Below are 23,077 nucleotides of genomic sequence, written 5' to 3'. Positions count from 1 at the left end.
GGCGCTGGTGTTGCCTCGTTGGCCATCTGCTGTTCATACGCCTCGCAGGTATTCCGTCGGGATCACCGGCTCACCGCGGGACAGCTGGGTCGCCGACATCGGCAGGCCCGCACGCGCCGCGATGTGCCGCTCACGTGCCGCGTCCAGCGGCTCACGGGCGACGATCTCGCCGCCCTTGACCAGCTCCACCAGCAGCTGCCGGTCCTCGAGCTCCTCCGGCACCGGGCCGGTGCCGAGCACCTCGGCCTCGGCGATGCCCTGCTCGTCGACCCGCCGGGCGGCCCACTTGCGGCCCCCCACGGACAATTTTCCGCCCAGCGACTTCTTCGCCACCGGGGTCAGCGGCGCCCCCGGGTCGGCCGAACCGGCGCGGGCGACCAGCTTGTAGACCATGGAGCAGGTGGGGTGCCCGCTGCCCGTGACCAGCTGCGTTCCGACGCCGTACGCGTCCACGGGCGCCGCGGCGAGCGAGGCGATCGCGTACTCGTCCAGGTCGGACGTCACGACGATCTTCGTGTCGCGTGCCCCCAGCTCGTCCAGCTGGTGCCGTACCCGGTGGGCGACCAGCAGCAGGTCCCCGGAGTCGATCCGGACGGCCCCGAGTTCCGTCCCCGCGACCTCCACGGCGGTACGGACGGCCTCGGCGACGTCGTACGTGTCGACGAGCAGGGTCGTCCCCCGTCCGAGTGAGTCGACCTGCGCACGGAAGGCGTCCCGCTCGGTGTCGTGCAACAGGGTGAAGGCGTGGGCGCTGGTGCCGACGGTCGGGATGCCGTAGCGGAAGCCCGAGGCGAGGTCCGACGTGGAGCTGAAGCCTCCGACGTACGCGGCGCGCGCGGAGGCGACGGCGGCGAGCTCGTGCGTGCGCCGGGCGCCCATCTCTATGAGCCGGCGCCCGCCCGCGGCGGACGACATGCGGGAGGCGGCGGCCGCGATCGCCGAGTCGTGGTTGAGGATCGACAGGATCACGGTCTCCAGCAGGACGCACTCGGCGAAGGAACCCTCGACACGGATGATCGGCGAGCCGGGGAAGTACACCTCGCCCTCCGGGTAGCCCCAGATGTCGCCGCTGAAGCGGTAGCGGGACAGCCAGTCGAGCGTGGGCCCGTCGACGATGCGCCGGTCCCGGAGGAAGGCGAGGACGCCGTCGTCGAAGCGGAAGTTCTCCACGGCGTCCAGGACGCGCCCGACGCCGGCCACCACCCCGTAGCGGCGGCCCTCGGGCAGCCGGCGGGTGAAGACCTCGAAGACCGAGCGGCGGTCGGCCGTGCCGGCCCTCAGCGCCGCCTGGAGCATCGTGAACTCGTACTGGTCGGTGAAGAGCGCGGTCGACGGCACGTCCACCGGCAGACCCAGATCCGCAGTGCTCACCATGGTCAACCTCGAACTCTCGTCTCGGCCGCCGGCCGGGCCGGCCGGGGGTCCGGGGGGTGTCCCCCGGGAATCGCTGCCATACGTGCGATGCTAGCGCACATCTCGTCAGAGTGACGAGATGTCGGCGATTCGGCCGGGGCCGTTTGTGCGACAGGGCCTGTCGGGTGGCAGCATGGGTGGAGTGACTGTGCCCCTAGAGATCGAACAGACCCAGTCGGCCGAGGAGTCGTTCGCCGTACCCGAGCCGGACGTCCCCTGGGTGACGATCGTCCACAACGATCCGGTCAATCTGATGAGCTACGTCACGTACGTGTTCCAGGCCTACTTCGGCTACCCCAAGGACAAGGCCCACAAGCTGATGCTCGACGTCCACCACAAGGGCCGCGCTGTCGTCTCCAGCGGCAGCCGCGAGGAGATGGAGCGTGACGTGCAGGCGATGCACGGCTACGGACTGTGGGCGACGCTCTCCCAGGACCGCATGTGATGGCCGGCCACTTCGAGGCGCTGCCCGGTGGCGGCGCCGCCGTCGCGCTCGACGAGGTCGAGATCTCCATCCTGCGCTCGCTGGCCGTCCAGCTGCTCGAGCTCATCGGCCCCGGCGACGAGCCCGCCAAGGGTGAGGACCCGCTCGCCGCACTCTTCGCGCAGGGTCCGAGCGAGCCGCCGTCCGACCCGGCGCTGGCGCGCCTCTTCCCGGACGCGTACGGCGGTCCCGAGGACGAGGAGAACGACGAACTGCGGGAGTTCTCCGCCGAGTTCCGGCGCTATACGGAGAACGACCTGCGCGCCCGCAAGCGCGACGACGCCCTCGTGGTCGTCCGCAACCTCGACGCGCTCAGCGCGACGGGCGAGGGCGGCGCGGTCCTCAAGCTGACCGCCGACGACTCCCTGCACTGGCTGGGCGCCCTCAACGACCTGCGGCTGACCATCGGCACGCGCCTGGAGGTCACCGACGAGGACGAGGGCGGTGACCTGTACCGGCTGCCGGACTCCGATCCGCGCAAGCCGATGGTGATGGCGTACCTCTGGCTCGGCGCGCTCCAGGAGACGCTCGTCGAGACGCTGGCGCCCTGATCCTCACCCCCGTAAGGCCATCTCCGCACGCCCGTGCGTTCGCTCAACGGACACTCAAATCCGGATAACGATCGCGTCACTCGACCGCTCCGCCTTGCCGACCCTTAGGTCATTTGTCCGCTTCTTCCTGTGCCGTGCGCCACATCCGCCCCCGTCGATCTTTGTTGCGGCCGTGATAAATCTTCACGACCGCCCGGGCACGCCACCCATGTTCCCGGGGCGCTCGGACCGGCTGACCGCCGGTAGCAACTCCATCCATATCCGGGGGGATCAGGACCTGGTCCGCAGCCGTACGCAGACGGCGCGGGCCAGCATGGAGAAAGGCGCACCACCCATGACCTCAGTGCGGGTCGACAAGCATGACGGCAATGAGGCCGCGGCAACGTCCAGTGAGGGTTACGAGCGGGGTCTCGGACCCCGTCAGGTCCAGATGATCGCCATCGGCGGCGCCATCGGCGTGGGCCTGTTCCTGGGAGCCGGAGCGAACATCGCGAAGGCCGGACCCAGCCTCATCCTGATGTACGCCCTCGCAGGCGTGATCATTTTCTTCATCATGCGGGCGCTCGGCGAACTGCTCCTGTACCGGCCGGTCTCCGGCTCCTTCGCGGAGTACTCGCGCGAGTTCCTCGGCCCGTTCTTCGGATACGTCACCGGCTGGACGTACTGGCTGATGTGGATCGTGACCGGCATGGCGGAGCTCACCGCCGCCGCCATCTACATCAACTACTGGTTCCCCGCGATCCCGCAGTGGGTCACGGCCCTCGTCTTCCTGGTCGTCCTCTACATCGCCAACCTGATCTCGGTGAAGCTGTTCGGCGAGATCGAGTTCTGGTTCTCGATGGTCAAGGTGACGGCGCTCGTCGGCATGATCGTCATCGGTCTCGGCGTGCTGACCTTCGGCTTCAGCGCCGCAGGTGACACCGCAGCCGTCTCCAACCTGTGGGCCTTCGACGGCTTCTTCCCCAAGGGCATCGGCTCCAGCCTGATGACCCTGCAGGGCGTCATGTTCGCCTACCTCGCCGTCGAGCTGGTCGGTGTCACGGCCGGTGAGTCCGAGAACCCCGAGAAGACCCTGCCCAAGGCCATCAACTCGCTGCCCTGGCGGATCGCCCTCTTCTACGTCGGTGCCCTCACGGTCATCCTGTGCGTGGTCAAGTGGACCGAGTTCGCCCCGGGCGTGAGCCCCTTCGTCGCCGCCTTCGCCAAGATCGGCATCCCGGCCGGCGCGGCCATCGTCAACTTCGTCGTCCTCACCGCGGCCCTGTCGTCCTGCAACTCCGGCATGTACTCCACCGGCCGCATGCTGCGCGACCTGGCCTCCAACGGCGAGGCCCCGAAGGCGCTGGGCAAGCTCGCGGCCAGCAAGACCCCGGCCATCGGCATCACCGTCTCCGTCGCGCTCATGGGCATCGGCGTGCTGCTCAACTACGTCGTCCCGGAGAAGGCGTTCGGCTACGTCACCTCGGTGGCCACCGCGGCGGGCATCTGGACCTGGATGATGATCCTCGTCAGCCACATCCGCTACCGCCGCGCGGTCGAGGCCGGCCGACTGCCCGCCTCCTCCTTCCCGGCCCCCGGCGGCTCGGTCTGCAGCTGGATCGCCCTGGTGTTCCTGCTCTTCGTGACGGGCCTGATCGCGTACGACCCCGACTCCCGTATCAGCCTGTACGTGGGCGCCGGCTGGGCCATCGCGCTGGCCATCGGCTGGTTCCTCATGCGGGGCAACAAGACGGAGGGCACCGCCGAGCCGACCCGCGAGTACGCGGACGTCGCCAAGTAGCGGCACGCTTCCTCGCACCAGTCGTCGGGCCATGCCGGGCCCCGCTCGCCCGGCATGGCCCGACGCGTTTCCGGCGCCGCACACGCGCCCGGGTTCACCGGACACGCGCCCGGGTTCAGGCGAGCCGGACGCCCTCCGCGCGGGCATGGAGCGTCACACCGGCATCGCCGACCGAGATGCCGGTCGGGGTCAGCCCGGCGGGCAGCTCAGGCACGGTGCGCTCCCGGCCGGCGAAGGCTCCGGCGACACGGGGGCCGGCCGGGTCGACCGGACGGCCCGCGAACGACGCGGCGACGGGCACCGGGGTGATGGTGCGCCCGGTCAGCCGCAGCTCGGCGACGACGGTCAGCGGCAGGCCGAGCACTTCACGGTCGATGCGCAGACGTCCCTCCGCGTCCGCGGAGAGCGAGGCGCCCTCGCCGGGGCCGTCACCGAAAGAGCCGAGGGAGCCGAAGGAGCCGAAGGGCACGGTGAAGCGGGCGTCGGCGGTGGCGGCCGTGTACGCACCGGCCTTCCCGGTGACTCCCCGCAGCTCCACCGACGCCTGCACCGGCTGCCCTTCCGCGGTCACGGCGTCGGCCCGTACCGCCACCCGGGGAAAGGTCCCCTCCGCGGCGCTCAGCAGGAAGGGGAAGGCGTCGATGCTGACCTGCGGGGTGCCGGCCAGGGCCTTCTGGCGGTCGGCGATCCGCCCGGCGAGCCGTGCCTCCGCGGCCGCGACGGCGATCCGGTCGGCGAGGGGCAGCGCGGCGAGCACCGCGGTCAGCGCGAGCGACGTCCACAGCAGCCGCCTGCGGCCGTGGGCAGCCAGGACCCGGATCATGACGTGCTCCCGGTGGTCGTGAAGGCAGTGCTGTCGGCAGGGGCCGGGGCAGGGACCGGGGCAGGGCCGCCGTCCTCGACCTCCACGTGCGGCAGCAGCCGGTCCAGTGGGCCGGGCAGCCACCAGTTGGCGCGGCCGAGCAGGACCATCGTGGACGGCACGAGAACGCCCCGGACGACGGTGGCGTCCAGCGCGACGGCCGTGGCCAGGCCGATACCGAACATCTTCACCACCGGGTCGTCGGACAGCAGGTAGCCGAGGAAGACACTGACCATGATCAGCGCGGCGGACGTGATGATCCGCCCGGTTCCGGCGAGCCCCGTGATCACGGCCCGCCGGTTGTCCCCGTCACGCAGGTAGGCCGCGCGGACGGCGCTGAGCAGGAAGACCTCGTAGTCCATGGAGAGCCCGAACAGCACGGCGAACATCAGCAGGGGAACGTATCCGGGGATCGGTACCGGGCCCTCGAGCCCGATCAGGGGAGCGCCCCAGCCCCACTGGAAGACCGCGGTGATCACACCGTAGGAGGCGGCGACCGAGACCAGGTTCATCAGCGCGGCCTTGACCGCGACGACCGGGGAGCGGAAGGCCACCAGCAGGAGCAGCGCGGCGACGGCGAGGACGAAGCCCACGACCAGCGGCATCCGCCGTGTCAGGCGTTCGTTCAGATCGGCCTGGGCGGCCGTGGCCCCGCCCACATGGGTCACCTGACCGGTGCCCGCGGTGGCCTCGGGCAGGGTCTCCTCCCGCAGCGTGCGTACGAGCCCGGCGGTGGCCGGGTCGCCGGGCGCGGTGGTGGGGGTGACCTGCCAGCGCACATGAGTGCCGTCGGCGGCCGTCTGCGCGGGCCCGACGGCTGCGACGCCGCCGGTCGCGCGCAACGCGGCGGTGATGTCCGTGATCCGGGTGTCGTCCGGGCCGGACGCCGGGGTGGGCAGTGTGGACACGATCTGCAGGGGGCCGTTGGCACCGGGGCCGAAGGCGTCGGCCAGCCGGTCGTACGCGGTGCGGCTCGCCGTTCCCGGGGATTTGTCGCCCGCGTCGAGCTGACCGAAGGTCAACTGTGCGGCAGGGGCGGCGAGCACCGCGGTCAGGGCGAGCGCGGCGAGCAGACACCGCCACGGCCGTGACGCGACGGACCCGGCGACGCGGCCCCAGCCGCCGGGGTGCTCCCGGCCGGGTCCGTGGATCGCCTCGTCCGCCGCGGCCGCCTCGTCCGTGGCCTTCGTCGTGCGTGCCCCGGGCGTGAGCCGCCGTCCGAGGAGCGAGAGCACGGCGGGCAGGAGCGTGAGCGTGGCCGCCATCGCGACCAGAACGGCGATGCCCGGCGCGAGCGCCAGCGCGTGCAGCAGGGGCAGCCCACCGAACGCGAGCCCGGCGAGCGCGGCGACGACCGCACTGCCCGCGAACACGACCGCCCTGCCGGAGCTGGCCGTGGTGCGCGCGGCCGCGTCCTCCGTGCCCAGTCCGGCCGCTCGCAGCTCACGGAACCTGGTCAGACAGAAGAGCGTGTAGTCGATGCCGACGCCGAGGCCGATCATCGCCGCGATCGTCGTGCCCGAGGACGGCATGTCCGTCAGATGGCCCGCGAGGCCGATCGCGCACAGGGAGACGGCCAGGCCGATCGTCCCCATGAGCAGCGGGACCCCGGCCGCGACCAGGCTGCCGAAGCCCACGGCGAGGACGACGAAGGCGGCCGCGAGCCCGATGATCTCGCTGTGGCCGGTGGAGCCCTTGTCCGCGGCGGCGGCGAGATCGCCGCCGGGGGTCACCTCGATACCGGCCCGGGTGGCGGGGGCCGCCGCGTCCGTGATGCTCCGGGTGGTCGCGGACGTGATGTCCCGGCCGCCGACGTCGAGTTCGACCGAGAACTGACCGGTGCGGGCGTCGGCACCGAGGGCGCCGCGGCCCGCGGGATCGTAGGGCGTGGTGACGCCCACGACGTGATCCACGCCCTCTATGGCCCGTGCGGCTTCCTCGACGGCCTCCCTCTGCCGGGTCGCGGTGAGGGGCGCGGTGCCCGGCGGTGCGTACAGGACGACGGGCTGCCTGCCGGAGGCCGCGTCGGAGAAGGCCCCGGCCGCGTCGCGCGCCGCCTGGCTGTCGCTGCCCGGGATGGTCACGGCCTCGGTGGTGACCCTTCCGAACGCGCCCACGGCGGCGGCCAGGGCGGCGAGCAGCAGCAGCCAGGCGGCCACGGTCCGTCTGGGTCTGCGGGCGCACCAGCGCCCTACGGACAGGAGCATCGGATGAGCCGTCCCTCTCGTGCGGCGGAAGTTATTGCACTCGGCGTGCAATCCACACAGTTGCATCGGGAGTGCAATAATGTCAACGCAGGGATCGGGAGGAGCCGACGTGAACCAGACGCACTCGCAGACGCACCCACAAGCGCCGGCCGGTGCGGCGAACGCCGCACGTGAACGGGCGCGAGGCGGTGCGCCGGACGGCCGTACGGAGCGCGGGCGCCAGACCCGCGAGAAGATCGCCGACGCGATGCTCTCGCTGCTGGACGAGGGCGAGACGCAGTTCCCGGCGGACCGTGTCGCCGAGCGCGCCGGGGTGTCCCGGCGCCTGGTGTTCCATCACTTCGCCGACATGGCGCAGCTCGCGGACACCGCCATCGCCCGGCGCCTGGACCAGCTGGCCGCACAGATCAAGCCGCTGCCGACGGACGGGCCGCGGGAGGCGCGGGTGGCGGCGCTCACCGAGCAGCGCGCCCGGATCCTGGAGTGGATCACGCCGGCGCGGCTGACGATGATGCGGATGGACCACCTCTCCGAGCGCGTGGAGGAGGCCACCCGCCAGGTCATGGACTTCGCGCGGCAGCGGCTGACCGAGATCTTCGCGGTGGAGCTCGGCCGGCTTCCGGAGGATCGCAGGGCCGACCTGCTCAACGGGCTGGACGCGGTGACCACATGGGGCGCCTGGTACCACTGGCGCAGCGGCGGCCTGGACCCGCAGGCGGCCCGCCGTGCGATGGAGACCACGGTGCACGCGCTGCTCGCCGTGACCGACCGGCCGGAGACCTGGCCCGGCTCCGGGCCCCGCGCCCCCGGGCCGCGGGCGTGATCTCACTCATTGGTCCCCGGATCTCAGATCCGGGAGCCGTCCGCCTATTCTCGTCACCATGCTGACCATCACCCGGGCCCTGTACGACCAGATCGTCGCCCACGCCCGCGAGGACCACCCCGACGAGGCCTGCGGCGTGGTCGCCGGACCCGTGGGCGAGGGGCGCCCCGAGCGGTTCATCCCGATGCTCAACGCCGCGCGCTCGCCCACGTTCTACGAGTTCGACTCCGCGGATCTCCTCAAGCTCTACCGCGAGATGGACGACCGCGACGAGGAGCCGGTGATCATCTACCACTCCCACACGGCGACCGAGGCGTACCCGTCGCGCACCGACATCTCCTACGCCAACGAGCCCGGCGCGCACTACGTCCTGGTGTCCACGGCCGACACGGACGGCGCGGGCCCGTTCCAGTTCCGCTCGTTCCGGATCGTCGAGGGCGAGGTCACCGAGGAGGACGTCAAGATCGTCGAGGCGTACTGAGGCTCAAGCGTCCGACTGGCGAACAGGTCGCGTCCGCGATGCGAGATCACATGCCGGGAGCAGGACCGGGAATCGTTACGATGACCGCATGGTTTCGAACGACGTGAGCGAGAAGACGCCGGGCACGCCGCTGCTCGTGGCGCGACTGCACGTCGACCTGTGCCGCCTCGCCAGCGCCATGTGTACGCGCTGCGCGGACCGCCGTCCGGCCTGAGCCACGGCCCCCAGCGCACCGTCCCCTGCACCGACCCCCGCGCGGGGGGCTGAGCCGCGCGCCCTTACGTCACTCACGTAACGCCCTTACGTCCTCCCGACAGGAGCCCACGCCATGGCCATCGAGGTCCGCATCCCGACCATCCTCCGCACCTACACCGACGGCGCCAAGACCGTGGAGGGCAGCGGGGACACCCTCGCCGACCTCTTCGCCGACCTCGAGTCCCGGCACGCGGGCATCCAGGCGCGCATCGTCGACGGCGGCCAGCTGCGCCGCTTCGTGAACGTCTACCTGAACGACGAGGACGTCCGCTTCCTGGACGGCATCTCCACCAAGCTGTCCGACGGCGACAACGTCACGATCCTGCCGGCCGTCGCCGGCGGCATGGTCTGATCCCTGATGCGCTACGACTCCCCGCTCGCCGCGGTCGGCAACACGCCGCTCGTCCGCCTGCCCCGGCTCTCCCTGTCGGAGGACGTCCGCATCTGGGCCAAGCTGGAGGACCGCAACCCGACCGGTTCGGTCAAGGACCGCCCCGCGCTCCACATGATCGAACAGGCGGAGAAGGACGGCCGGCTCACCCCCGGCTGCACGATCCTGGAGCCGACCAGCGGCAACACCGGCATCTCGCTCGCGATGGCGGCCAAGCTGAAGGGATACCGCATCGTCTGCGTGATGCCCGAGAACACGAGCGAGGAGCGCCGCCAGCTCCTGGCGATGTGGGGCGCCGAGATCATCTCCAGCCCCGCGGCGGGCGGCTCCAACACGGCGGTGCGCGTCGCCAAGGAACTCGCCGGGCAGAACCCGTCCTGGGTGATGCTCTACCAGTACGGAAACCCGGACAACGCGGGTGCCCACTACGCCACGACCGGCCCGGAGATCCTCGCCGACCTGCCGTCCATCACCCACTTCGTGGCGGGCCTCGGGACCACGGGCACGCTCATGGGCGTGGGCCGCTTCCTGCGTGAGCACAAGCCGGACGTGAAGATCGTCGCCGCCGAGCCGCGGTACGACGACCTCGTCTACGGCCTGCGCAACCTCGACGAGGGCTTCGTACCCGAGCTGTACGACGCCTCCGTCCTCACCACCCGCTTCTCGGTCGGCTCGGCCGACGCGGTCACCCGCACCCGCGAGCTCCTCCAGCAGGAGGGCATCTTCGCGGGCGTCTCCACGGGCGCGGCCCTGCACGCCGCGATCGGTGTCGGCAAGAAGGCCCTCAAGGCCGGCGAGGCCGCGGACATCGTCTTCATCGTCGCCGACGGCGGCTGGAAGTACCTCTCGACGGGCGTCTACACGGCCCCGACGACCGAAGCCGCGATCGAAACCCTCCACGGCCAACTCTGGGCCTGACGCCCGAGCCCCCTGCGGCTGCCGCTGCCGGCGCCCGCGTCGAGCGTGCCGGTGGCGGTGGGCGGGCAGGGGTCCGGGGCGGAGCCCCGAATTTCACGGCCGAAGGCCGCACGAGGTCTGGGGGCTTGCCCCCGTTCGGAAGGGGCGGGGTGGGGGAAGGCCCGCCACAGGCGTCGCCCGTCGCCCAGGCCCCACGCCCCCTCAGCAGGGCCCCGCCTCAGTGGGACAGGTGCCGCACCTGGTCCCACAGGAGCGGGTCCACCACCCCCACCCGGCGCCGGAAGTCCCGCACCCGGACCTCCCGCAGCTCGTCCGTCTCCAGAAAGCTCGGCCGCCCGTGCGTGTCACCCACCGCGCCCGGCGGCAGCGCGAGCACGCCAGGACGTTCGTCGTGGTACTTGCTGGTGATCTTGGCGACGCGCGCCGCCCCACCGTGGACCTGGAGAACCAGACAGGGCCGGTCCTTGGAGCCGGGCCCGTCCTCGTACGGGACGTCCGCCCACCAGATCTCGCCCGGCTGCGGCCGCCGCGTCGGCCCCGCCTTGCCCCGCCCTGGAGCACGGCCCGGGGCCCTGCCCGGCGCGGCCCGTCCCGGCCCCCGCTCCACGCGCGTCCGAGGCCTGCCGGGCGGCCGTACCCGCCCCACCGCGGCCACCAGCGCGATCACCACCACCGCGCCGAGCGCGAGCCACCAGGACGTGTCCATACCCAGACGGTACCCGGCGCGCACACCCCGCCGTCCGCCCCCCGCACACGCTCCGCACGCGCCCCGCACACAGCCCGCGCACCTCGTCCTATCCGGTGACAGGGCAGGTGAGTTCCCCCACAACGGGCTGCCGCGAAGGAGCGGCCAACCCTTTCGCGCCTTACGCTCAACAAACCGCACGAGCTCCCCCGCGCTGCGCTCCAGCCCTCCCCGTTTCCCGTCCAAGGACGACCGTCCACGGAGGTCCAAGCTCCATGAAGCTCACCGTCGTCGGCTGCTCGGGGTCGTTCCCGTCCGCGGAATCGGCCTGCTCGAGCTACCTCGTAGAGGCCGACGGCTTCCGGCTGCTCCTCGACATGGGCAACGGCGCCCTCGGCGAGCTGCAGCGCCACATCGGTCTCTACGACCTCGACGCCATCTTCCTCAGTCATCTGCACGCGGACCACTGCATCGACATGTGCGGGTACTTCGTCGCCCGCTACTACCGCCACGACGGCGGCCGCTGCGACGCCATCCCGGTGTACGCGCCGGAGGGCGCCGAGCAGCGCCTCACCACCGCCTACGCGGACACCCCCTCCGACAAGTCGATGAGCGAGGTCTTCGACTTCCACACCCTCAAGCCGGGCTCCTTCGACATCGGCCCCTTCTCGATCCGTACGGAGAAGGTCGCGCACCCCGTGGACACCTTCGCCATCCGCGTCGAGCACGGCGGCGCCTCGCTCACGTACTCCGGCGACACCGGCGTCTGCGACCCCCTCGTCGAACTCGCCGACGGAACCGACCTCTTCCTCTGCGAGGCGGCCTTCACGCACGGCAAGGAGGACATTCCGGGCCTCCACCTCAACGGCCGCGAGGCCGGCGCCCACGCCGCCCGCGCCGGAGTGCGCCGTCTCCTGCTCACGCACATCCCGCCGTGGACGGACGCCGAGCAGAACCTGGCGGACGCGCGCGCGGTGTACGGGGGCCCGGCGGAGCTGGCCGTCCCGGGAGCGGTCTACGAGATCTAGGCCATCACGAGGTCCAGGTCCAGGACGTCCGGTCCACGAGGTCCAGATCCACGAGACCCAGGTCCACGAGACCCAGGTCCAGGACGTCCAGTCCACGAGGTCCGGATCCACGAGGTCCAGGTCCAGGACGTACAGATCCACGACGTCCGGATCCACGACGTCCGGATCCCGCCACGAGATCCACTCCCCAGGCCGTCGGCGACCCACGCCGGTACACTCGCAAAGGCATACAAGGCCGACACATCGCCCTGACCTGCGAGGACACATGGCCGATGACGTCGCGGACACCGCCGCGCCCCCACCCAGCGCGCACAGCCACGAGGAGGGGCCCGGGGAGCTGAAGCACAACGCGATCGGCTTCGTCGACGCGCTCGTCATCGGTATCAACTCCACCTCGCCCGCCTACTCCCTGGCCGCGGTCATCGGTCCGGTCGTGGCCCTTGTGAGCATCTACGCGCCCGGCGTGGTCCTCATGTCGTTCGTGCCGATGCTGCTGATCGCATCGGCGTTCTTCTACCTCAACAGGGTCGACCAGGACTGCGGCACGACCTTCTCGTGGGTCACCCGGTCCATGGGCCCCTGGGCCGGCTGGCTCGGCGGCTGGGCGATCATGATGACCGGCGTGCTGGTGGTCGGCTCCCTCGCCGACGTCGCCGTCGGCTTCGGACTGCTCGCCGTCGGCCTCGACAGCTGGGCAGACAGCGCCCTCGTCCGGCAGACGCTCACGGTGGCCGTCATCCTCGTGATGACGGCCATCTGCGTCATCGGCACCGAGGCATCGGCCCACGTCCAGAACGTCCTCATCCTGGCCCAGGTCGCCTGTCTGCTCGCGTTCGCCGTCGTGGCGATCTACCGCGTCTACGCCGGTACGGGCACGCTGGACCCGATCAGACCCGAGATCACCTGGCTCGACCCGCTCGGGGCCGGCGGCGCGGCGCTGACCGGGGGCCTGCTCCTGGGCGTGTTCATGTACTGGGGCTGGGAGTCCGCGGTCAATCTGACCGAGGAGGTCGAGCACTCCGAGACCGCCCCGGGCCGGGCCGGCATCTGGTCGACGATCGTGCTGCTCGTGACGTACCTGTCGGTCACCATCGCGGTCGTGGCCTATGCCGGACCCACGTACCTGGCCGAGAACGCGGGCGAGGAGGAGTTCGTCTTCGCCCTGCTCGCCGGTGAGGTGATGGGCGGCTGGGACTGGGTCGTGCTGTTCGCCGTCTCGACGTCCGCGCTGGCCTCGACGCAGACGACGATCATCCCCTCGTCGCGCACCGCCCTGTCGATGGCCCGGCGGCACGCACTGCCGTCGGTCTTCGCCCGTATCCACCCGCGGTTCCGCACACCCCACGTCAGCACCTGGGCCGTGGCCGTCGTCGCCATCGCCTGGTACCTCGTCGTCAGCCGGATCAGCGAGAACGCGCTCTTCGACTCCCTCACGGCGCTGTCGCTGCTCATCGCCTTCTACTACGCGCTCACCGGCGTCGCCTGCGCCGTCTACTACCGCCGCCATCTGACCGAGAGCGTCCGCAGCTTCCTGCTCATCGGCGTCGGCCCGCTGGTCGGCGCCGCGCTGCTCAGCTGGCTGCTCGTCGAGTCGGTCGTCGACATGTCCGATCCCGCGAACTCCTACAGCGGCGTCTCCTGGTTCGGCCTCGGGCCGCCGCTCGTCATCGGCATCGGCATCGTGATCGCGGGGCTGGTCGTCATGGCCGGGCGGCGCCTGGCGACCGGCGCGTTCTGGCGCGAGCGTCCCGGTGTGGCCGACCCCGACCTGGTGCACGGCAGGAAACCGGAACCGCTCTGAAGGATCTGAAGGAGGCCTGGGATGTCCGTGGTCCTCGGATACGACGAGTCCCCGGGCGCGGCACGGGCGCTCGACGTCGCCATCGAGGTGTCGGCGGCCTTCGGCGAGCCGCTCGTCCTGGTCTTCGGCGCCGCGGCCCCGGGAGCGGCGGGCGAGGAGTACCGGGCCCACCACGAGGCCATCCGCCAGGCGGGGAGGTCCGCGCTGGCGCACGCCGTCGAGGCCGCCGACGAGGCGGGCGTACCGACGGCCGTCGAGGTCCTGGACGAGCGCCCCGCGCAGGCCCTGCTGGACGCGGCCGCCCGCCACGACGCGCGGGTGATCATCGTCGGCAGCTACGGCGAGAGCCCGATGCGCGGCGCCCTGCTCGGCTCGACCACGCACAAGCTGCTGCATCTGTCGACGGTGCCGGTGCTGTGCGTACCGGCCGCCGCGGAATGAACGAGGCCCCGCCTTCCGTGGAGGAAGGCGGGGCCTCGGCGGCCTGGTGCGGCCGTGTCGCTTATTCGGCCTCGGCTACTTGGCCTCGGCCTTTTCGAGCTCGGCCAGCTCCTCGTCGGACTCGCGGCCCGGCGTGGGGAGGTTGAACTTGGTGATCGCGAAGCGGAAGACCACGTAGTAGATCGCCGCGAACACCAGACCGATCGGGATGATCATCCAGGGCTTGGTGGCGAGGCCCCAGTTCAGGAAGTAGTCGATTGCACCAGCCGAGAAGCTGAAGCCGTGGTGCACGCCGAGCGCCCAGGTGACGGCCAGCGAGACGGCGGTCAGGAGGGCATGGATCACGTACAGCACCGGCGCGATGAACATGAACGCGAACTCGATCGGCTCGGTGATGCCGGTGACGAACGAGGTCAGCGCCAGCGAGAACATCATGCCGCCGACGACCTTGCGGCGCTCGGGACGGGCGCAGTGCGTGATCGCCAGCGCGGCCGCGGGCAGAGCGAACATCATGATCGGGAAGAAGCCCGTCATGAACTGGCCGGCGGTCGGGTCGCCGTGGAAGAACCGCGGCAGGTCGCCGTGCCACAGGGTACCGGCGGAGTCCTTGAAGGAACCGATCTCCTGCCACGCCACGGTGTTGACGAACTGGTGCATGCCGACCGGGAGCAGTGCGCGGTTGATGGCCCCGAAGATTCCGGCGCCGACGGCGCCGAGACCCGTCATCCACTCGCCGAAGCCGGTGATGACATCACCGATGGGCTCCCACACCAGGCCGAAGAAGACACCGACGGCGGTGCCGATGAAGGCCATCAGGATCGGGACGAGACGGCGGCCGTTGAAGAAGCCGAGCCAATCGGGCAGCTTGGTGCGGTGGTACCGCTGCCAGGTGACGGCGGCTATCAGGCCCATCACGATGCCGCCGAGCACCTTGGGGTCGTTGTAGGTCGCGGCTACGTCGACACCCTTGTTCGCGGTGGTGTTGACCACGGCTTCGCTGATCGGGAACGCGGTGAGGACGTTCTTGTACACCAGGAATCCGACCAGCGCCGCGAGAGCCGTCGAACCGTCGGCCTTCTTGGCGAAGCCGATGGCGATGCCGACACAGAACAGCAGCGGCAGATTGGCGAAGACGGCGTCGCCGGCGGTGGCGAACACCGAGGCGACCTTGTCCCAGCCGAGGCCGTCGGCACCGAACACGTCGGGCTGGCCGAGGCGCAGCAGGATGCCCGCCGCCGGCAGCACGGCGATGGGCAGCTGCAGGCTTCGGCCGACCTTCTGCAGGCCCTGGAACAGGCCGGAGCCCCATTTCTTGGCGGGCGGCGCCGGGGTGGCGGTGGCCGTGGACACAACTTCCTCCAGTGGGCAAGGCGCCGCCCGGGACCAGGGGAAGAGGGGGACGGCGGCGTCTCAGGGGGGAACGCGGTGGTCTGGACCGCGTGGTCTACACCAGTCAGAGGTGTAGACCTGTTGTAGCACGTGAGGGACGGATAAGGAACCCGCGGAATCTGTGACCTGGGTGATACGCCGTCAATACCGACAAAAGGCCACCGTGGGCGCAGGTCGCGCTGCCCGTGCGCGCCCCTCAGTCCTTCGTCGCGGCCCGTTCCAGCTCCTGCTCGATCTCCTCCGGTTCGCGCCCCGGCGTGGGGATGTCGAACGCTGTGATGAGCACCCGGAAGAGGACGTAGTAGACCACCGCGAAGCAGGCTCCGATCGGGATGATCAGCCAGGGCTTGGTGTCGAGGTGCCAGTAGAGGATGTAGTCGATCACGCCCGCGGAGAAGGTGAAGCCCGCGTGGACGCCGAGGGCCCACGTGATCGCCATGGAGGCACCGGTGAGCAGCGCGTGCAGCCCGTACAGCAGCGGCGCCGCGAACATGAAGGAGAACTCGATCGGCTCGGTCACCCCTGTGACGAACGAGGTGAGTGCGACCGAGAGCATCAGGCCGGCCACCCGCTTGCGGTGCTCGGGGCGGGCGCAGTGCGTGATCGCGAGGGCGGCCGCGGGCAGTCCGAACATCATGATCGGGAAGAAGCCCGACGTGAACTGGCCCGCGGAGGGGTCGCCGGCCAGGAAGCGGGTGATGTCGCCTTGGACGGTCTTGCCCTCCGGTGTGGTGTAGTCGCCCGCCTGGAACCAGAAGAACGTGTTCAGGAACTGGTGCATGCCGATGGGGATCAGCAGCCGGTTCGCGACGCCGAAGATGCCCGCGCCCCAGGCGCCGAGGTCGATGAGCTGCTTGGCGAACCACTCCAGCGCATCACCGACCGGCTGCCACAGCAGGCCGAACGCCACCCCGAGGACGCAGCACACCAGCGCCATGATGATCGGGACGAGTCGGCGGCCGTTGAAGAAGCCGAGCCAGTCGACGAGTTTCGTGCGGTGGTACCGCTGCCAGATGGTGGCCGTCAGCAGCCCGATCAGGATGCCGCCCAGCACGCCGGGGTTCTGCGGGACGCCGTCCGGCGTGGCTGCGGTCACCGAGCCCGCGACCGGAAACGCCTTGAGGGTGCCGTAGTAGACCAGGAAGCCGGCGACGGCGGCGAGCGCGGTCGAGCCGTCGGACTTCTTCGCGAAGCCGATCGCCACCCCGATGCAGAAGAGGAGCGGCAGTCCGAGGCTGCCGTCGAGGATGCCGCCGCCGCCCTTGACCAGGACGTCCGACACCTTCTCCCAGAACGGGCCGTGCAGATAGGCGCCGAAGAGGTTGCCGAGACTGATCAGCAGGCCGGCCGCCGGCAGGACCGCGACGGGGAGCTGGAGGCTCCGGCCGATCTTCTGGAGTCCCTGGAGGATTCCGTTCCACCACTTCCGCTGCGGTGGCGCGGCCGCGCTCTCGGCGCTCATGGGCATCCTCCGTCGGTGCACACTGGTGTAGACCAGTTGCGGTACGCTCGCCAGTGCCCGGCCGTGGACCGCGGGCAGGGCGCGGGTGATCATCATCATTCGATACGGGGCCGCAACTCGCTCGCGAAGTTGGGCCAACCGTGAGTTACCGTGACAAAACGGATTTGCGGCCCACGGTCCCGGCCGACGGCACCTTCCGGGACAGTGACATCAGCGGCTGTCGCCGCGGGCCCCGGACCTCCGGACCCCGGCCGAAAAGACTTAGGGAGCAGACATGGCCAGCAAGGCTGAGAAGATCGTCGCCGGGCTCGGCGGTATCGACAACATCGAAGAGGTCGAAGGCTGCATCACCCGCCTCCGCACCGAGGTCGTGGACCCGAGCAAGGTCGACGAGGCCGCGCTGAAGGCCGCCGGCGCCCACGGCGTCGTGAAGATGGGCACCGCGATCCAGGTCGTCATCGGCACCGACGCCGACCCCATCGCCGCCGACATCGAAGACATGATGTGAGCCCTCTCCCCGCTCACCCTTGAGGGGCCCGTTCCACACCGGAACGGGCCCCTCGCGCATGGCCGGATAGGCTCATCACATGTCTCGAATCGACGGCCGCACCCCCGAACAGCTCCGCCCGGTCACCATCGAACGCGGATGGAGCAAGCACGCCGAGGGCTCCGTCCTCATCTCCTTCGGCGACACCCGAGTCTTCTGCACCGCCTCCGTCACCGAAGGCGTCCCCCGCTGGCGCAAGGGCAGCGGCGAAGGCTGGGTCACCGCCGAGTACTCGATGCTGCCGCGCTCGACCAACACCCGCGGCGACCGCGAGTCCGTACGCGGCAAGATCGGCGGCCGTACGCACGAGATCTCCCGCCTCATCGGCCGCTCCCTGCGCGCCGTCATCGACTACAAGGCCCTCGGCGAGAACACGATCGTCCTCGACTGCGACGTCCTCCAGGCCGACGGCGGCACCCGCACCGCCGCCATCACCGGCGCGTACGTCGCCCTCGCCGACGCCGTCGCCTGGGCCCAGGCCAAGAAGCTCGTCAAGGCCGGCCGCAAGCCCCTGACCGGCACCGTCGCCGCCGTCTCCGTCGGCATCGTCGACGGCACGCCGCTCCTCGACCTCTGCTACGAGGAGGACGTGCGCGCCGAGACCGACATGAACGTCGTCTGCACCGGCGACGGCCGCTTCGTCGAGGTCCAGGGCACCGCCGAGGCCGAGCCCTTCGACCGCAAGGAGCTCAACGCCCTCCTCGACCTGGCCACCGGCGGCTGTGCCGACCTCGCCGCGCTCCAGACCGAGGCACTCGCCCGCACGCTCGAGAAGTAGCGGCGAGAGCAGTTCGAAGAAGCGGTTCCGAAGAAGCGGCGGGGAGAAGCCGCTCGAAGAAGCCGCTCGAAAGGTAAAAAGGCAACCAAGGACGCCACTGCCGGCGTCCTTGTTGGCACGGGCGTACGGGCCGAACCGTACGCCCGTCCGTGAACCCCGGGAGGGACCGTTCCATGCGCAGTCGCCGTATCGCACTCGCCGTCGTCACCGCCGTCGCGCTCACAGGGGCCGTCGGCTGCAGCGCCGTCGACAAGGCCCTGGACTGCGTCAAGACCGCCGACGCCATAGCCACCAGCGTCGACAAGCTGTCCCAGGCCGTCAGCACCGCCACCGACGACCCCACCCAGCTCACCGAAGCCCTCGACGACATCGACAGGGAACTCGGCAACCTCAAGGACACGACCGACAACGCGGATCTGTCCAAGGCCGTCGACGACCTCGGCAAGGGCGTCGAGAACGTCCGCACGGCCGTCGAGAACGGCGACACCACCCCGGACATCGCACCGGTCACCGACGCGGCCGCCGAGATCGGGAAGGTCTGCACCTCGTAACCCCGGCGGGCCCCCCGGAGATACTGGGCGCATGACCCGCCTGATCCTCGCCACCCGCAACGCCGGGAAGATCACCGAACTCCGTGCGATCCTCGCCGACGCAGGCCTCGGCCACGAACTCGTCGGCGCGGACGCTTACCCCGACATCCCCGACGTCAAGGAAACCGGCGTCACCTTCGCCGAGAACGCACTGCTCAAGGCCCACGCCCTGGCCAGGGCCACCGGCCTCCCGGCCGTCGCCGACGACTCCGGCCTCTGCGTCGACGTCCTCGGCGGCGCCCCCGGCATCTTCTCCGCCCGCTGGTCCGGCCCCCACGGCGACGACCGCGCCAACCTCGACCTGCTCCTCGCCCAGCTCGCCGACATCGACGACGCCCACAGGGGAGCCCACTTCGCCTGCGCGGCCGCGCTCGCCCTGCCGGACGGCACGGAACGCGTCGTCGAGGGCCGCCTGACGGGCGTCCTGCGGCACGCCCCGGTCGGCACGAACGGCTTCGGCTACGACCCGATCCTCCAGCCGGAGGGCTACGACGTGACGTGCGCGCAGCTGACCCCGGAGCAGAAGAACGCGATCAGCCACCGGGGCAAGGCGTTCCGGGCGCTGGTCCCGGTGGTGCGGGAGCTGTTGGACTGAGGACCGTTCGACGAAGGCCCAGCTCGCAAACTCCGCAAGCTGGGCCTTCGATTCGAAGGTTGGTGCGGCCGGTGGGACTCGAACCCACATGGGATTGCTCCCAGGTGCCCCTAAAACACCCGCTTATGCCAATTCAGCAACGGCCGCTAGCCGTCAGCCATCGTAGCGGTCGGGCGGCACTTGTGGCGCGGGTGTGTTCTCACCGAGAGCTGTGGTGCTTGCCTCCTCGGCACCAGGTGGTGGTGATCGCATGGCAGTTGGGGCAGAGCAGCCGCAGGTTCTCGGCGCGGTCATCGCTCCAGTCACCGTTGATGTGGTCGACCTCCAGGGTCATGGGCTTGCCCAGCCATGCGGGGCCCGTGCCGCAGCACGCGCACTGCTCCGGCACGCCGATCTCGCTGAGGGCTCGGCGCAATGTCACCGTGCGAGTGCGTTGCTTGCCGTCGTGCTTCACCAGTACCTCCTCTGCGGGGCGAGACGGGGTTGGGCCGGGCTTGCCCCGCTGGTGCGCCTGGCCCAGGAAGTGGGAGGTGCTGAGGCCGTCTTCGTTCAGCCATCTGCGCAACAGTGCCCGTTGCCTAACGTTGTCGGGCCGGTTCAGGCGTCGCAGTGTCCCGGCGATGGAAAATGAGTCGGCGACCGCCAGAGTCAGCTCCTCAGTCGTCGGTCGGGGACGCCTACCGTGCGACTGGAAGTGCGAGATGTCGATGCCGAAGCGCGCGAAGCGCCTTATCAAATAGCGGCCCAGGTGCCCGTAAGGACGTGTGCCCAGGAAGGCGATGACCTCGTCGATGTCGTTGCACCGTCGCGCGGCTTCGGCCAGCAACTCGTGGGTGTAGCGCTTGCTCTGACTCATCGGCCATCCCGACCGGACCGCGACGGTCGGCGAGTCGTAGCTCTGCGGGCCTTGCCCTGGCCGCGATAAGTATCGGTCGTCGAGTGGCAGTTGGGGCAGAGGAACCGCAAGTTTTCGATGCGGTTGTTGCGCCAGTTGCCGTCGATGTGGTCGACCTCAAGGGGGAGTGGTTGCCCCTGCCAGGTCGGTTCGATTCCGCAGAGTGCACAGTGCTCGCTGACACCCAGGTCACGCATCGCCCTCTTCAGCCGGTCATTGGGTGTGCGCGTGGCGTGCGTGGACGGATTCTCAAGGATGATTTCCTCGGGCGACCGGCGGCGCCGGTTGTCCCGCATGTTCTCGGTGCGTACCTGCGGGGTGAAGTGTGAAGTGTCGATTCCCAGTGCACGGATTCGACGGCTGATGTGCGTGTGCTGTCCGCCAACGACCTCGACGCCCAGGTGGCGAAGAACCTGGCACATGTTCGTGGAGGCGGCAACGGCGGATTCAAGGATTTCCCTCGTCCACCGCGCTCCCTCCCGCTCGAAGTGCGAGGTGTCTATGCCCAGCTTCTTCATCCGCTCCCGGATATAGGACCGCGTCGGCCCCTTCGGGTCGACCCCCAGCTTCGTCAGCGCCGCCGACAGCGTCCGTGACGACCCCGCCGCCTCGACGAGGCGCTCGCGCGTGTATGGACTGACCGGCATCGTGCGTTCCCTCCGTCCCGGTCGCGTGTTCGCAACCTCGCACGGAGTAATGATCCGAATATCGGCCAGTCACGTCCAAAATACGGAACGGGCCGCTCCGTCGGTCCGGAGCGGCCCGTCCTGCGGGAGCCGGGTACTCAGATCCCCAGATCCTTGATGATCTTCGCGACGTGGCCCGTGGCCTTCACGTTGTACAGCGCACGCTCGACCTTGCCGTCCTCGTCGACGACGACCGTCGAGCGGATCACGCCCGTCACTGTCTTGCCGTAGAGCTTCTTCTCGCCGAAGGCGCCGTACGCCTCCAGGACGGCCTTCGAGGGGTCGCCGACCAGCGTGACCTTGAGGTTCTCCTTGTCGCGGAACTTCGCGAGCTTCTCCGGCTTGTCCGGCGAGACGCCGATGACGTCGTAGCCGGCCTCCGCCAGGACGTCCAGGTTGTCGGTGAAGTCGCAGGCCTGCTTGGTGCAGCCGGGCGTCATGGCCGCGGGGTAGAAGTAGACGATGACCTTGCGGCCCTTGTGGTCGGCGAGCGAGATCTCGTTGCCGTCCGCGTCGGGCAGGGTGAAGGCCGGGGCCGGGTCGCCGGGCTGGAGTCGCTCGCTCATTCTCGGTTCTCCTCAGGGGGTACGGGCGTACGGGACCGAGCGTAATAGGGGTGCCGTGGGGTGTGGCGAGCGTCGAGCTGACAGACTGTCGATGACGTAGCAGTTGACGAAGAAGTACCGGATACGACCACGGAGGCGGCGCAGTGTCGGATTCCAGGACCCCTGCGCAGATCGAGGCGGACATCGTCCGCCGGCGCGAGCGGCTCGCCGAGACGCTCGACGAGCTCGGTGTGCGGATGCACCCGAAGACGATCATCGGGGATGCGAAGGCCAAGGTCGCCTCGACCGTGGATCAGACCGCCGGGCGGGCGTTCGTCGCCGCGAACCGTGTGGTGACGGACATGAAGGTCCGTTTCGTGCACGAGGACGGCGCGCCCCGGCTGGAGCGCGTGGTGCCGGTGGCGCTGGCCGTCGTCGGGCTCGTCGGCCTGCTGGCGCTGTCGGCCAGGAAGCGGAAGGCGTGACCCCCTGCGGCGTGCGGGACGCGTCCGGGCAGGTAGGTTCGTGGTCGTGAGCGAGAACACGCACGACAAGCTGCCGATCAAGATGCTGCACGACCGGGTACTGGTCCGGTCCGACGCCCCGGAGGGCGAGCGGCGCTCCGGCGGCGGCATTCTGATCCCGGCCACCGCCGCGGTCGGCCGCCGCCTGGCCTGGGCCGAGGTGGTCGCGGTCGGGCAGAACGTCCGCACGGTGGAGCCTGGGGACCGGGTGCTGTACGACCCGGAGGACCGCGCCGAGGTCGAGGTGCGTGGAGTGGCGTACATCCTGATGCGCGAGCGCGATCTGCACGCGGTGGCCGCCGACCGGTTCGAGGGCGGCGAGGACACGACGGGGCTGTACCTGTAGGCGTGCGCGCTGCGTGCGCTGCGGCGTGAGGTCGTAAGAAAGGCCTGGTGACAGGGGTCACCGGGCCTTTTCGTCTCCCGCTTCGCACCCCGTTTGCTACGTTTGAGGGAACCCGACGAGACGCGCCGTACCGGGCAAGGCAAAGACGACGCACCCCGCACGAAGTCCACGTCTCGGAGGTGCCTGTCATGGCCTGGGTTCTGCTCGTCGTCGCCGGTCTGCTCGAGGTCGGCTGGTCGATCGGGATGAAGTTCACCGACGGATTCACCCGGCTGTGGCCCAGTGTCTTCACCGGCGCCGGGATCGTCGCGAGCATGCTCCTGCTGTCCTACGCCGCGAAGTCCCTGCCGATCGGTACGGCCTACGGCGTGTGGGTCGGCATCGGCGCTGCCGGTGCGGCGGTGGTCGGCATGGTGGCCCTGAACGAGCCGGCGACCGCGGCGCGGATCTTCTTCGTGGTGCTGCTGCTGGTCGCGGTGGTGGGCCTGAAGGCGACGTCGGGACACTAGTGTCCTGCGCCCGAAATTGCGTTACTAAATCTTTTGCTAGTTTTCGGTGGCTGGCGGAGTGACCTTGGTGAGGTAGTCGGCGAGGGATTTG

At 70.1% G+C, this 23,077-nt stretch carries 27 protein-coding genes, 1 tRNA gene and 1 riboswitch; of the genes, 18 read left to right on the top strand and 10 right to left on the bottom strand.

What is annotated here, in order from left to right:
* Nucleotides 1-33: 33 nt before the first annotated feature.
* Nucleotides 34-1,371 carry a nicotinate phosphoribosyltransferase gene (locus tag ACFV9O_RS22930; protein WP_385420775.1) on the bottom strand — a complete coding sequence of 446 codons (1,338 nt, stop codon included), beginning with the start codon at nt 1,369-1,371 and terminating at the stop codon, nt 34-36.
* Nucleotides 1,372-1,546: 175 nt separating this feature from the next.
* Between ACFV9O_RS22930 and clpS the strand changes: the two genes are divergently transcribed.
* The 3 genes from clpS (at nt 1,547) to ACFV9O_RS22915 (ending at nt 4,228) form a co-directional block, all read left to right on the top strand.
* Entirely contained in the window at nt 1,547-1,858 is a 312-nt protein-coding gene (gene clpS, locus ACFV9O_RS22925) for an ATP-dependent Clp protease adapter ClpS (RefSeq protein ID WP_385420688.1), read from the top strand.
* Nucleotides 1,858-2,448: a DUF2017 domain-containing protein gene (locus ACFV9O_RS22920; RefSeq protein WP_385420686.1), complete on the top strand. Its 591-nt coding sequence runs from the start codon at nt 1,858-1,860 to the stop codon at nt 2,446-2,448. Before clpS ends, ACFV9O_RS22920 begins: the two co-directional genes overlap by 1 nt.
* A 334-nt stretch (nt 2,449-2,782) precedes the next feature.
* Nucleotides 2,783-4,228, top strand: a complete 1,446-nt coding sequence (locus ACFV9O_RS22915) for an amino acid permease (RefSeq protein ID WP_385420684.1) — start codon at nt 2,783-2,785, stop codon at nt 4,226-4,228.
* Between the two features lie 115 nt (nt 4,229-4,343).
* Here the strand turns inward: ACFV9O_RS22915 and ACFV9O_RS22910 are convergent, their stop codons facing one another.
* A complete protein-coding gene (locus tag ACFV9O_RS22910) occupies nt 4,344-5,051 on the bottom strand; it encodes a DUF2993 domain-containing protein (RefSeq protein ID WP_385420682.1) in 708 nt (235 codons plus the stop codon).
* The gene (locus ACFV9O_RS22905; protein ID WP_385420680.1) at nt 5,048-7,297 is read right to left on the bottom strand and encodes an MMPL family transporter; all 2,250 of its coding nucleotides are present in this window, start codon (nt 7,295-7,297) and stop codon (nt 5,048-5,050) included. Before ACFV9O_RS22905 ends, ACFV9O_RS22910 begins: the two co-directional genes overlap by 4 nt.
* Before the next feature lie 109 nt (nt 7,298-7,406).
* Here ACFV9O_RS22905 and ACFV9O_RS22900 point away from each other — a divergent pair, with 109 nt between their 5' ends.
* From ACFV9O_RS22900 to ACFV9O_RS22880, 5 genes are all read left to right on the top strand, one after another.
* Nucleotides 7,407-8,120: a TetR/AcrR family transcriptional regulator gene (locus ACFV9O_RS22900; RefSeq protein WP_385420678.1), complete on the top strand. Its 714-nt coding sequence runs from the start codon at nt 7,407-7,409 to the stop codon at nt 8,118-8,120.
* A 58-nt stretch (nt 8,121-8,178) separates the two neighbouring features.
* Nucleotides 8,179-8,601 carry a Mov34/MPN/PAD-1 family protein gene (locus ACFV9O_RS22895; protein WP_385420676.1) on the top strand — a complete coding sequence of 141 codons (423 nt, stop codon included), beginning with the start codon at nt 8,179-8,181 and terminating at the stop codon, nt 8,599-8,601.
* 88 nt (nt 8,602-8,689) lie between these two features.
* Nucleotides 8,690-8,815, top strand: a complete 126-nt coding sequence (locus ACFV9O_RS22890) for a putative leader peptide (RefSeq protein WP_385420674.1) — start codon at nt 8,690-8,692, stop codon at nt 8,813-8,815.
* Between the two features lie 114 nt (nt 8,816-8,929).
* Nucleotides 8,930-9,208, top strand: coding sequence for a MoaD/ThiS family protein (locus tag ACFV9O_RS22885; RefSeq protein WP_385420672.1), 279 nt, complete (start codon nt 8,930-8,932; stop codon nt 9,206-9,208).
* A 6-nt stretch (nt 9,209-9,214) separates the two neighbouring features.
* Nucleotides 9,215-10,165, top strand: coding sequence for a PLP-dependent cysteine synthase family protein (locus ACFV9O_RS22880; protein WP_385420670.1), 951 nt, complete (start codon nt 9,215-9,217; stop codon nt 10,163-10,165).
* A gap of 217 nt (nt 10,166-10,382) precedes the next feature.
* Here the strand turns inward: ACFV9O_RS22880 and ACFV9O_RS22875 are convergent, their stop codons facing one another.
* Complete coding sequence (locus tag ACFV9O_RS22875) at nt 10,383-10,871, bottom strand: type II toxin-antitoxin system PemK/MazF family toxin (protein ID WP_385420669.1); 489 nt, start codon at nt 10,869-10,871, stop codon at nt 10,383-10,385.
* Nucleotides 10,872-11,125: 254 nt separating this feature from the next.
* Between ACFV9O_RS22875 and ACFV9O_RS22870 the strand changes: the two genes are divergently transcribed.
* The 3 genes from ACFV9O_RS22870 to ACFV9O_RS22860 all read left to right on the top strand — a co-directional run bounded on the left by ACFV9O_RS22870 (nt 11,126) and on the right by ACFV9O_RS22860 (nt 14,120).
* Nucleotides 11,126-11,878: an MBL fold metallo-hydrolase gene (locus tag ACFV9O_RS22870; protein WP_385420668.1), complete on the top strand. Its 753-nt coding sequence runs from the start codon at nt 11,126-11,128 to the stop codon at nt 11,876-11,878.
* A gap of 265 nt (nt 11,879-12,143) precedes the next feature.
* Nucleotides 12,144-13,679 (top strand): APC family permease, encoded by a 1,536-nt coding sequence (locus tag ACFV9O_RS22865; RefSeq protein ID WP_385420666.1) that lies wholly within the window; start codon nt 12,144-12,146, stop codon nt 13,677-13,679.
* Nucleotides 13,680-13,700: 21 nt separating this feature from the next.
* Nucleotides 13,701-14,120: a universal stress protein gene (locus ACFV9O_RS22860; RefSeq protein WP_385420664.1), complete on the top strand. Its 420-nt coding sequence runs from the start codon at nt 13,701-13,703 to the stop codon at nt 14,118-14,120.
* Nucleotides 14,121-14,195: 75 nt separating this feature from the next.
* Here the strand turns inward: ACFV9O_RS22860 and ACFV9O_RS22855 are convergent, their stop codons facing one another.
* Both ACFV9O_RS22855 and ACFV9O_RS22850 read right to left on the bottom strand, forming a co-directional pair.
* Nucleotides 14,196-15,470: a PTS transporter subunit EIIC gene (locus ACFV9O_RS22855; RefSeq protein WP_385420662.1), complete on the bottom strand. Its 1,275-nt coding sequence runs from the start codon at nt 15,468-15,470 to the stop codon at nt 14,196-14,198.
* Between the two features lie 235 nt (nt 15,471-15,705).
* Nucleotides 15,706-16,971, bottom strand: a complete 1,266-nt coding sequence (locus ACFV9O_RS22850; protein ID WP_385420660.1) for a PTS transporter subunit EIIC — start codon at nt 16,969-16,971, stop codon at nt 15,706-15,708.
* A gap of 274 nt (nt 16,972-17,245) precedes the next feature.
* On the opposite strand from ACFV9O_RS22850, the gene ACFV9O_RS22845 reads away from it, so the two are divergent.
* The 4 genes from ACFV9O_RS22845 (at nt 17,246) to rdgB (ending at nt 19,481) form a co-directional block, all read left to right on the top strand.
* Nucleotides 17,246-17,479 carry a glucose PTS transporter subunit EIIB gene (locus ACFV9O_RS22845; protein WP_093660495.1) on the top strand — a complete coding sequence of 78 codons (234 nt, stop codon included), beginning with the start codon at nt 17,246-17,248 and terminating at the stop codon, nt 17,477-17,479.
* Between the two features lie 79 nt (nt 17,480-17,558).
* Entirely contained in the window at nt 17,559-18,296 is a 738-nt protein-coding gene (gene rph / locus ACFV9O_RS22840; RefSeq protein WP_385420658.1) for a ribonuclease PH, read from the top strand.
* Nucleotides 18,297-18,469: 173 nt separating this feature from the next.
* Nucleotides 18,470-18,847 (top strand): hypothetical protein, encoded by a 378-nt coding sequence (locus ACFV9O_RS22835; RefSeq protein ID WP_385420656.1) that lies wholly within the window; start codon nt 18,470-18,472, stop codon nt 18,845-18,847.
* A gap of 31 nt (nt 18,848-18,878) precedes the next feature.
* Nucleotides 18,879-19,481 (top strand): RdgB/HAM1 family non-canonical purine NTP pyrophosphatase, encoded by a 603-nt coding sequence (gene rdgB / locus ACFV9O_RS22830; RefSeq protein ID WP_385420654.1) that lies wholly within the window; start codon nt 18,879-18,881, stop codon nt 19,479-19,481.
* Nucleotides 19,482-19,541: 60 nt separating this feature from the next.
* Here the strand turns inward: rdgB and ACFV9O_RS22825 are convergent.
* The 4 genes from ACFV9O_RS22825 to bcp form a co-directional block, all read right to left on the bottom strand.
* A tRNA-Leu gene (locus tag ACFV9O_RS22825) sits at nt 19,542-19,628 on the bottom strand.
* Nucleotides 19,629-19,680: 52 nt separating this feature from the next.
* The gene (locus ACFV9O_RS22820) at nt 19,681-20,337 is read right to left on the bottom strand and encodes an HNH endonuclease (RefSeq protein ID WP_385420652.1); all 657 of its coding nucleotides are present in this window, start codon (nt 20,335-20,337) and stop codon (nt 19,681-19,683) included.
* Nucleotides 20,334-21,023, bottom strand: a complete 690-nt coding sequence (locus ACFV9O_RS22815; protein WP_385420650.1) for an HNH endonuclease — start codon at nt 21,021-21,023, stop codon at nt 20,334-20,336. The genes ACFV9O_RS22820 and ACFV9O_RS22815 overlap by 4 nt, the downstream gene beginning before the upstream one ends.
* Nucleotides 21,024-21,160: 137 nt before the next feature.
* The gene (gene bcp / locus ACFV9O_RS22810) at nt 21,161-21,628 is read right to left on the bottom strand and encodes a thioredoxin-dependent thiol peroxidase (protein WP_385420648.1); all 468 of its coding nucleotides are present in this window, start codon (nt 21,626-21,628) and stop codon (nt 21,161-21,163) included.
* 143 nt (nt 21,629-21,771) lie between these two features.
* Here bcp and ACFV9O_RS22805 point away from each other — a divergent pair, with 143 nt between their 5' ends.
* The 3 genes from ACFV9O_RS22805 to ACFV9O_RS22795 all read left to right on the top strand — a co-directional run bounded on the left by ACFV9O_RS22805 (nt 21,772) and on the right by ACFV9O_RS22795 (nt 22,986).
* Nucleotides 21,772-22,092 (top strand): DUF3618 domain-containing protein, encoded by a 321-nt coding sequence (locus tag ACFV9O_RS22805; protein ID WP_385420647.1) that lies wholly within the window; start codon nt 21,772-21,774, stop codon nt 22,090-22,092.
* Between the two features lie 46 nt (nt 22,093-22,138).
* On the top strand, nt 22,139-22,477 hold the full coding sequence (locus ACFV9O_RS22800; protein WP_385420646.1) for a GroES family chaperonin: 339 nt from the start codon (nt 22,139-22,141) through the stop codon (nt 22,475-22,477).
* 83 nt (nt 22,478-22,560) lie between these two features.
* Nucleotides 22,561-22,632: riboswitch (guanidine-III (ykkC-III) riboswitch) on the top strand.
* Between the two features lie 33 nt (nt 22,633-22,665).
* Nucleotides 22,666-22,986 (top strand): multidrug efflux SMR transporter, encoded by a 321-nt coding sequence (locus tag ACFV9O_RS22795; RefSeq protein ID WP_242337002.1) that lies wholly within the window; start codon nt 22,666-22,668, stop codon nt 22,984-22,986.
* Nucleotides 22,987-23,077: the final 91 nt, after the last annotated feature.

Source organism: Streptomyces sp. NPDC059909, from assembly GCF_042730885.1.
Classification (GTDB): domain Bacteria; phylum Actinomycetota; class Actinomycetes; order Streptomycetales; family Streptomycetaceae; genus Streptomyces.
This window is presented reverse-complemented; position numbering and strand designations above follow the sequence as displayed.

Coding starts and splice junctions, on each gene's coding strand:
- ACFV9O_RS22845 (WP_093660495.1), top strand. CDS start 17,246: ATGGCCAGCAAGGCTGAGAAGATCGTCGCCGGGCTCGGCGGTATCGAC.
- ACFV9O_RS22815 (WP_385420650.1), bottom strand. CDS start 21,023: ATGCCGGTCAGTCCATACACGCGCGAGCGCCTCGTCGAGGCGGCGGGG.
- ACFV9O_RS22885 (WP_385420672.1), top strand. CDS start 8,930: ATGGCCATCGAGGTCCGCATCCCGACCATCCTCCGCACCTACACCGAC.
- ACFV9O_RS22820 (WP_385420652.1), bottom strand. CDS start 20,337: ATGAGTCAGAGCAAGCGCTACACCCACGAGTTGCTGGCCGAAGCCGCG.
- ACFV9O_RS22865 (WP_385420666.1), top strand. CDS start 12,144: ATGGCCGATGACGTCGCGGACACCGCCGCGCCCCCACCCAGCGCGCAC.
- ACFV9O_RS22915 (WP_385420684.1), top strand. CDS start 2,783: ATGACCTCAGTGCGGGTCGACAAGCATGACGGCAATGAGGCCGCGGCA.
- ACFV9O_RS22870 (WP_385420668.1), top strand. CDS start 11,126: ATGAAGCTCACCGTCGTCGGCTGCTCGGGGTCGTTCCCGTCCGCGGAA.
- ACFV9O_RS22850 (WP_385420660.1), bottom strand. CDS start 16,971: ATGAGCGCCGAGAGCGCGGCCGCGCCACCGCAGCGGAAGTGGTGGAAC.
- ACFV9O_RS22835 (WP_385420656.1), top strand. CDS start 18,470: ATGCGCAGTCGCCGTATCGCACTCGCCGTCGTCACCGCCGTCGCGCTC.
- ACFV9O_RS22875 (WP_385420669.1), bottom strand. CDS start 10,871: ATGGACACGTCCTGGTGGCTCGCGCTCGGCGCGGTGGTGGTGATCGCG.
- ACFV9O_RS22795 (WP_242337002.1), top strand. CDS start 22,666: ATGGCCTGGGTTCTGCTCGTCGTCGCCGGTCTGCTCGAGGTCGGCTGG.
- ACFV9O_RS22860 (WP_385420664.1), top strand. CDS start 13,701: ATGTCCGTGGTCCTCGGATACGACGAGTCCCCGGGCGCGGCACGGGCG.
- ACFV9O_RS22910 (WP_385420682.1), bottom strand. CDS start 5,051: ATGATCCGGGTCCTGGCTGCCCACGGCCGCAGGCGGCTGCTGTGGACG.
- ACFV9O_RS22905 (WP_385420680.1), bottom strand. CDS start 7,297: ATGCTCCTGTCCGTAGGGCGCTGGTGCGCCCGCAGACCCAGACGGACC.
- rph (WP_385420658.1), top strand. CDS start 17,559: ATGTCTCGAATCGACGGCCGCACCCCCGAACAGCTCCGCCCGGTCACC.
- ACFV9O_RS22920 (WP_385420686.1), top strand. CDS start 1,858: ATGGCCGGCCACTTCGAGGCGCTGCCCGGTGGCGGCGCCGCCGTCGCG.
- ACFV9O_RS22890 (WP_385420674.1), top strand. CDS start 8,690: ATGGTTTCGAACGACGTGAGCGAGAAGACGCCGGGCACGCCGCTGCTC.
- clpS (WP_385420688.1), top strand. CDS start 1,547: ATGGGTGGAGTGACTGTGCCCCTAGAGATCGAACAGACCCAGTCGGCC.
- rdgB (WP_385420654.1), top strand. CDS start 18,879: ATGACCCGCCTGATCCTCGCCACCCGCAACGCCGGGAAGATCACCGAA.
- bcp (WP_385420648.1), bottom strand. CDS start 21,628: ATGAGCGAGCGACTCCAGCCCGGCGACCCGGCCCCGGCCTTCACCCTG.
- ACFV9O_RS22895 (WP_385420676.1), top strand. CDS start 8,179: ATGCTGACCATCACCCGGGCCCTGTACGACCAGATCGTCGCCCACGCC.
- ACFV9O_RS22880 (WP_385420670.1), top strand. CDS start 9,215: ATGCGCTACGACTCCCCGCTCGCCGCGGTCGGCAACACGCCGCTCGTC.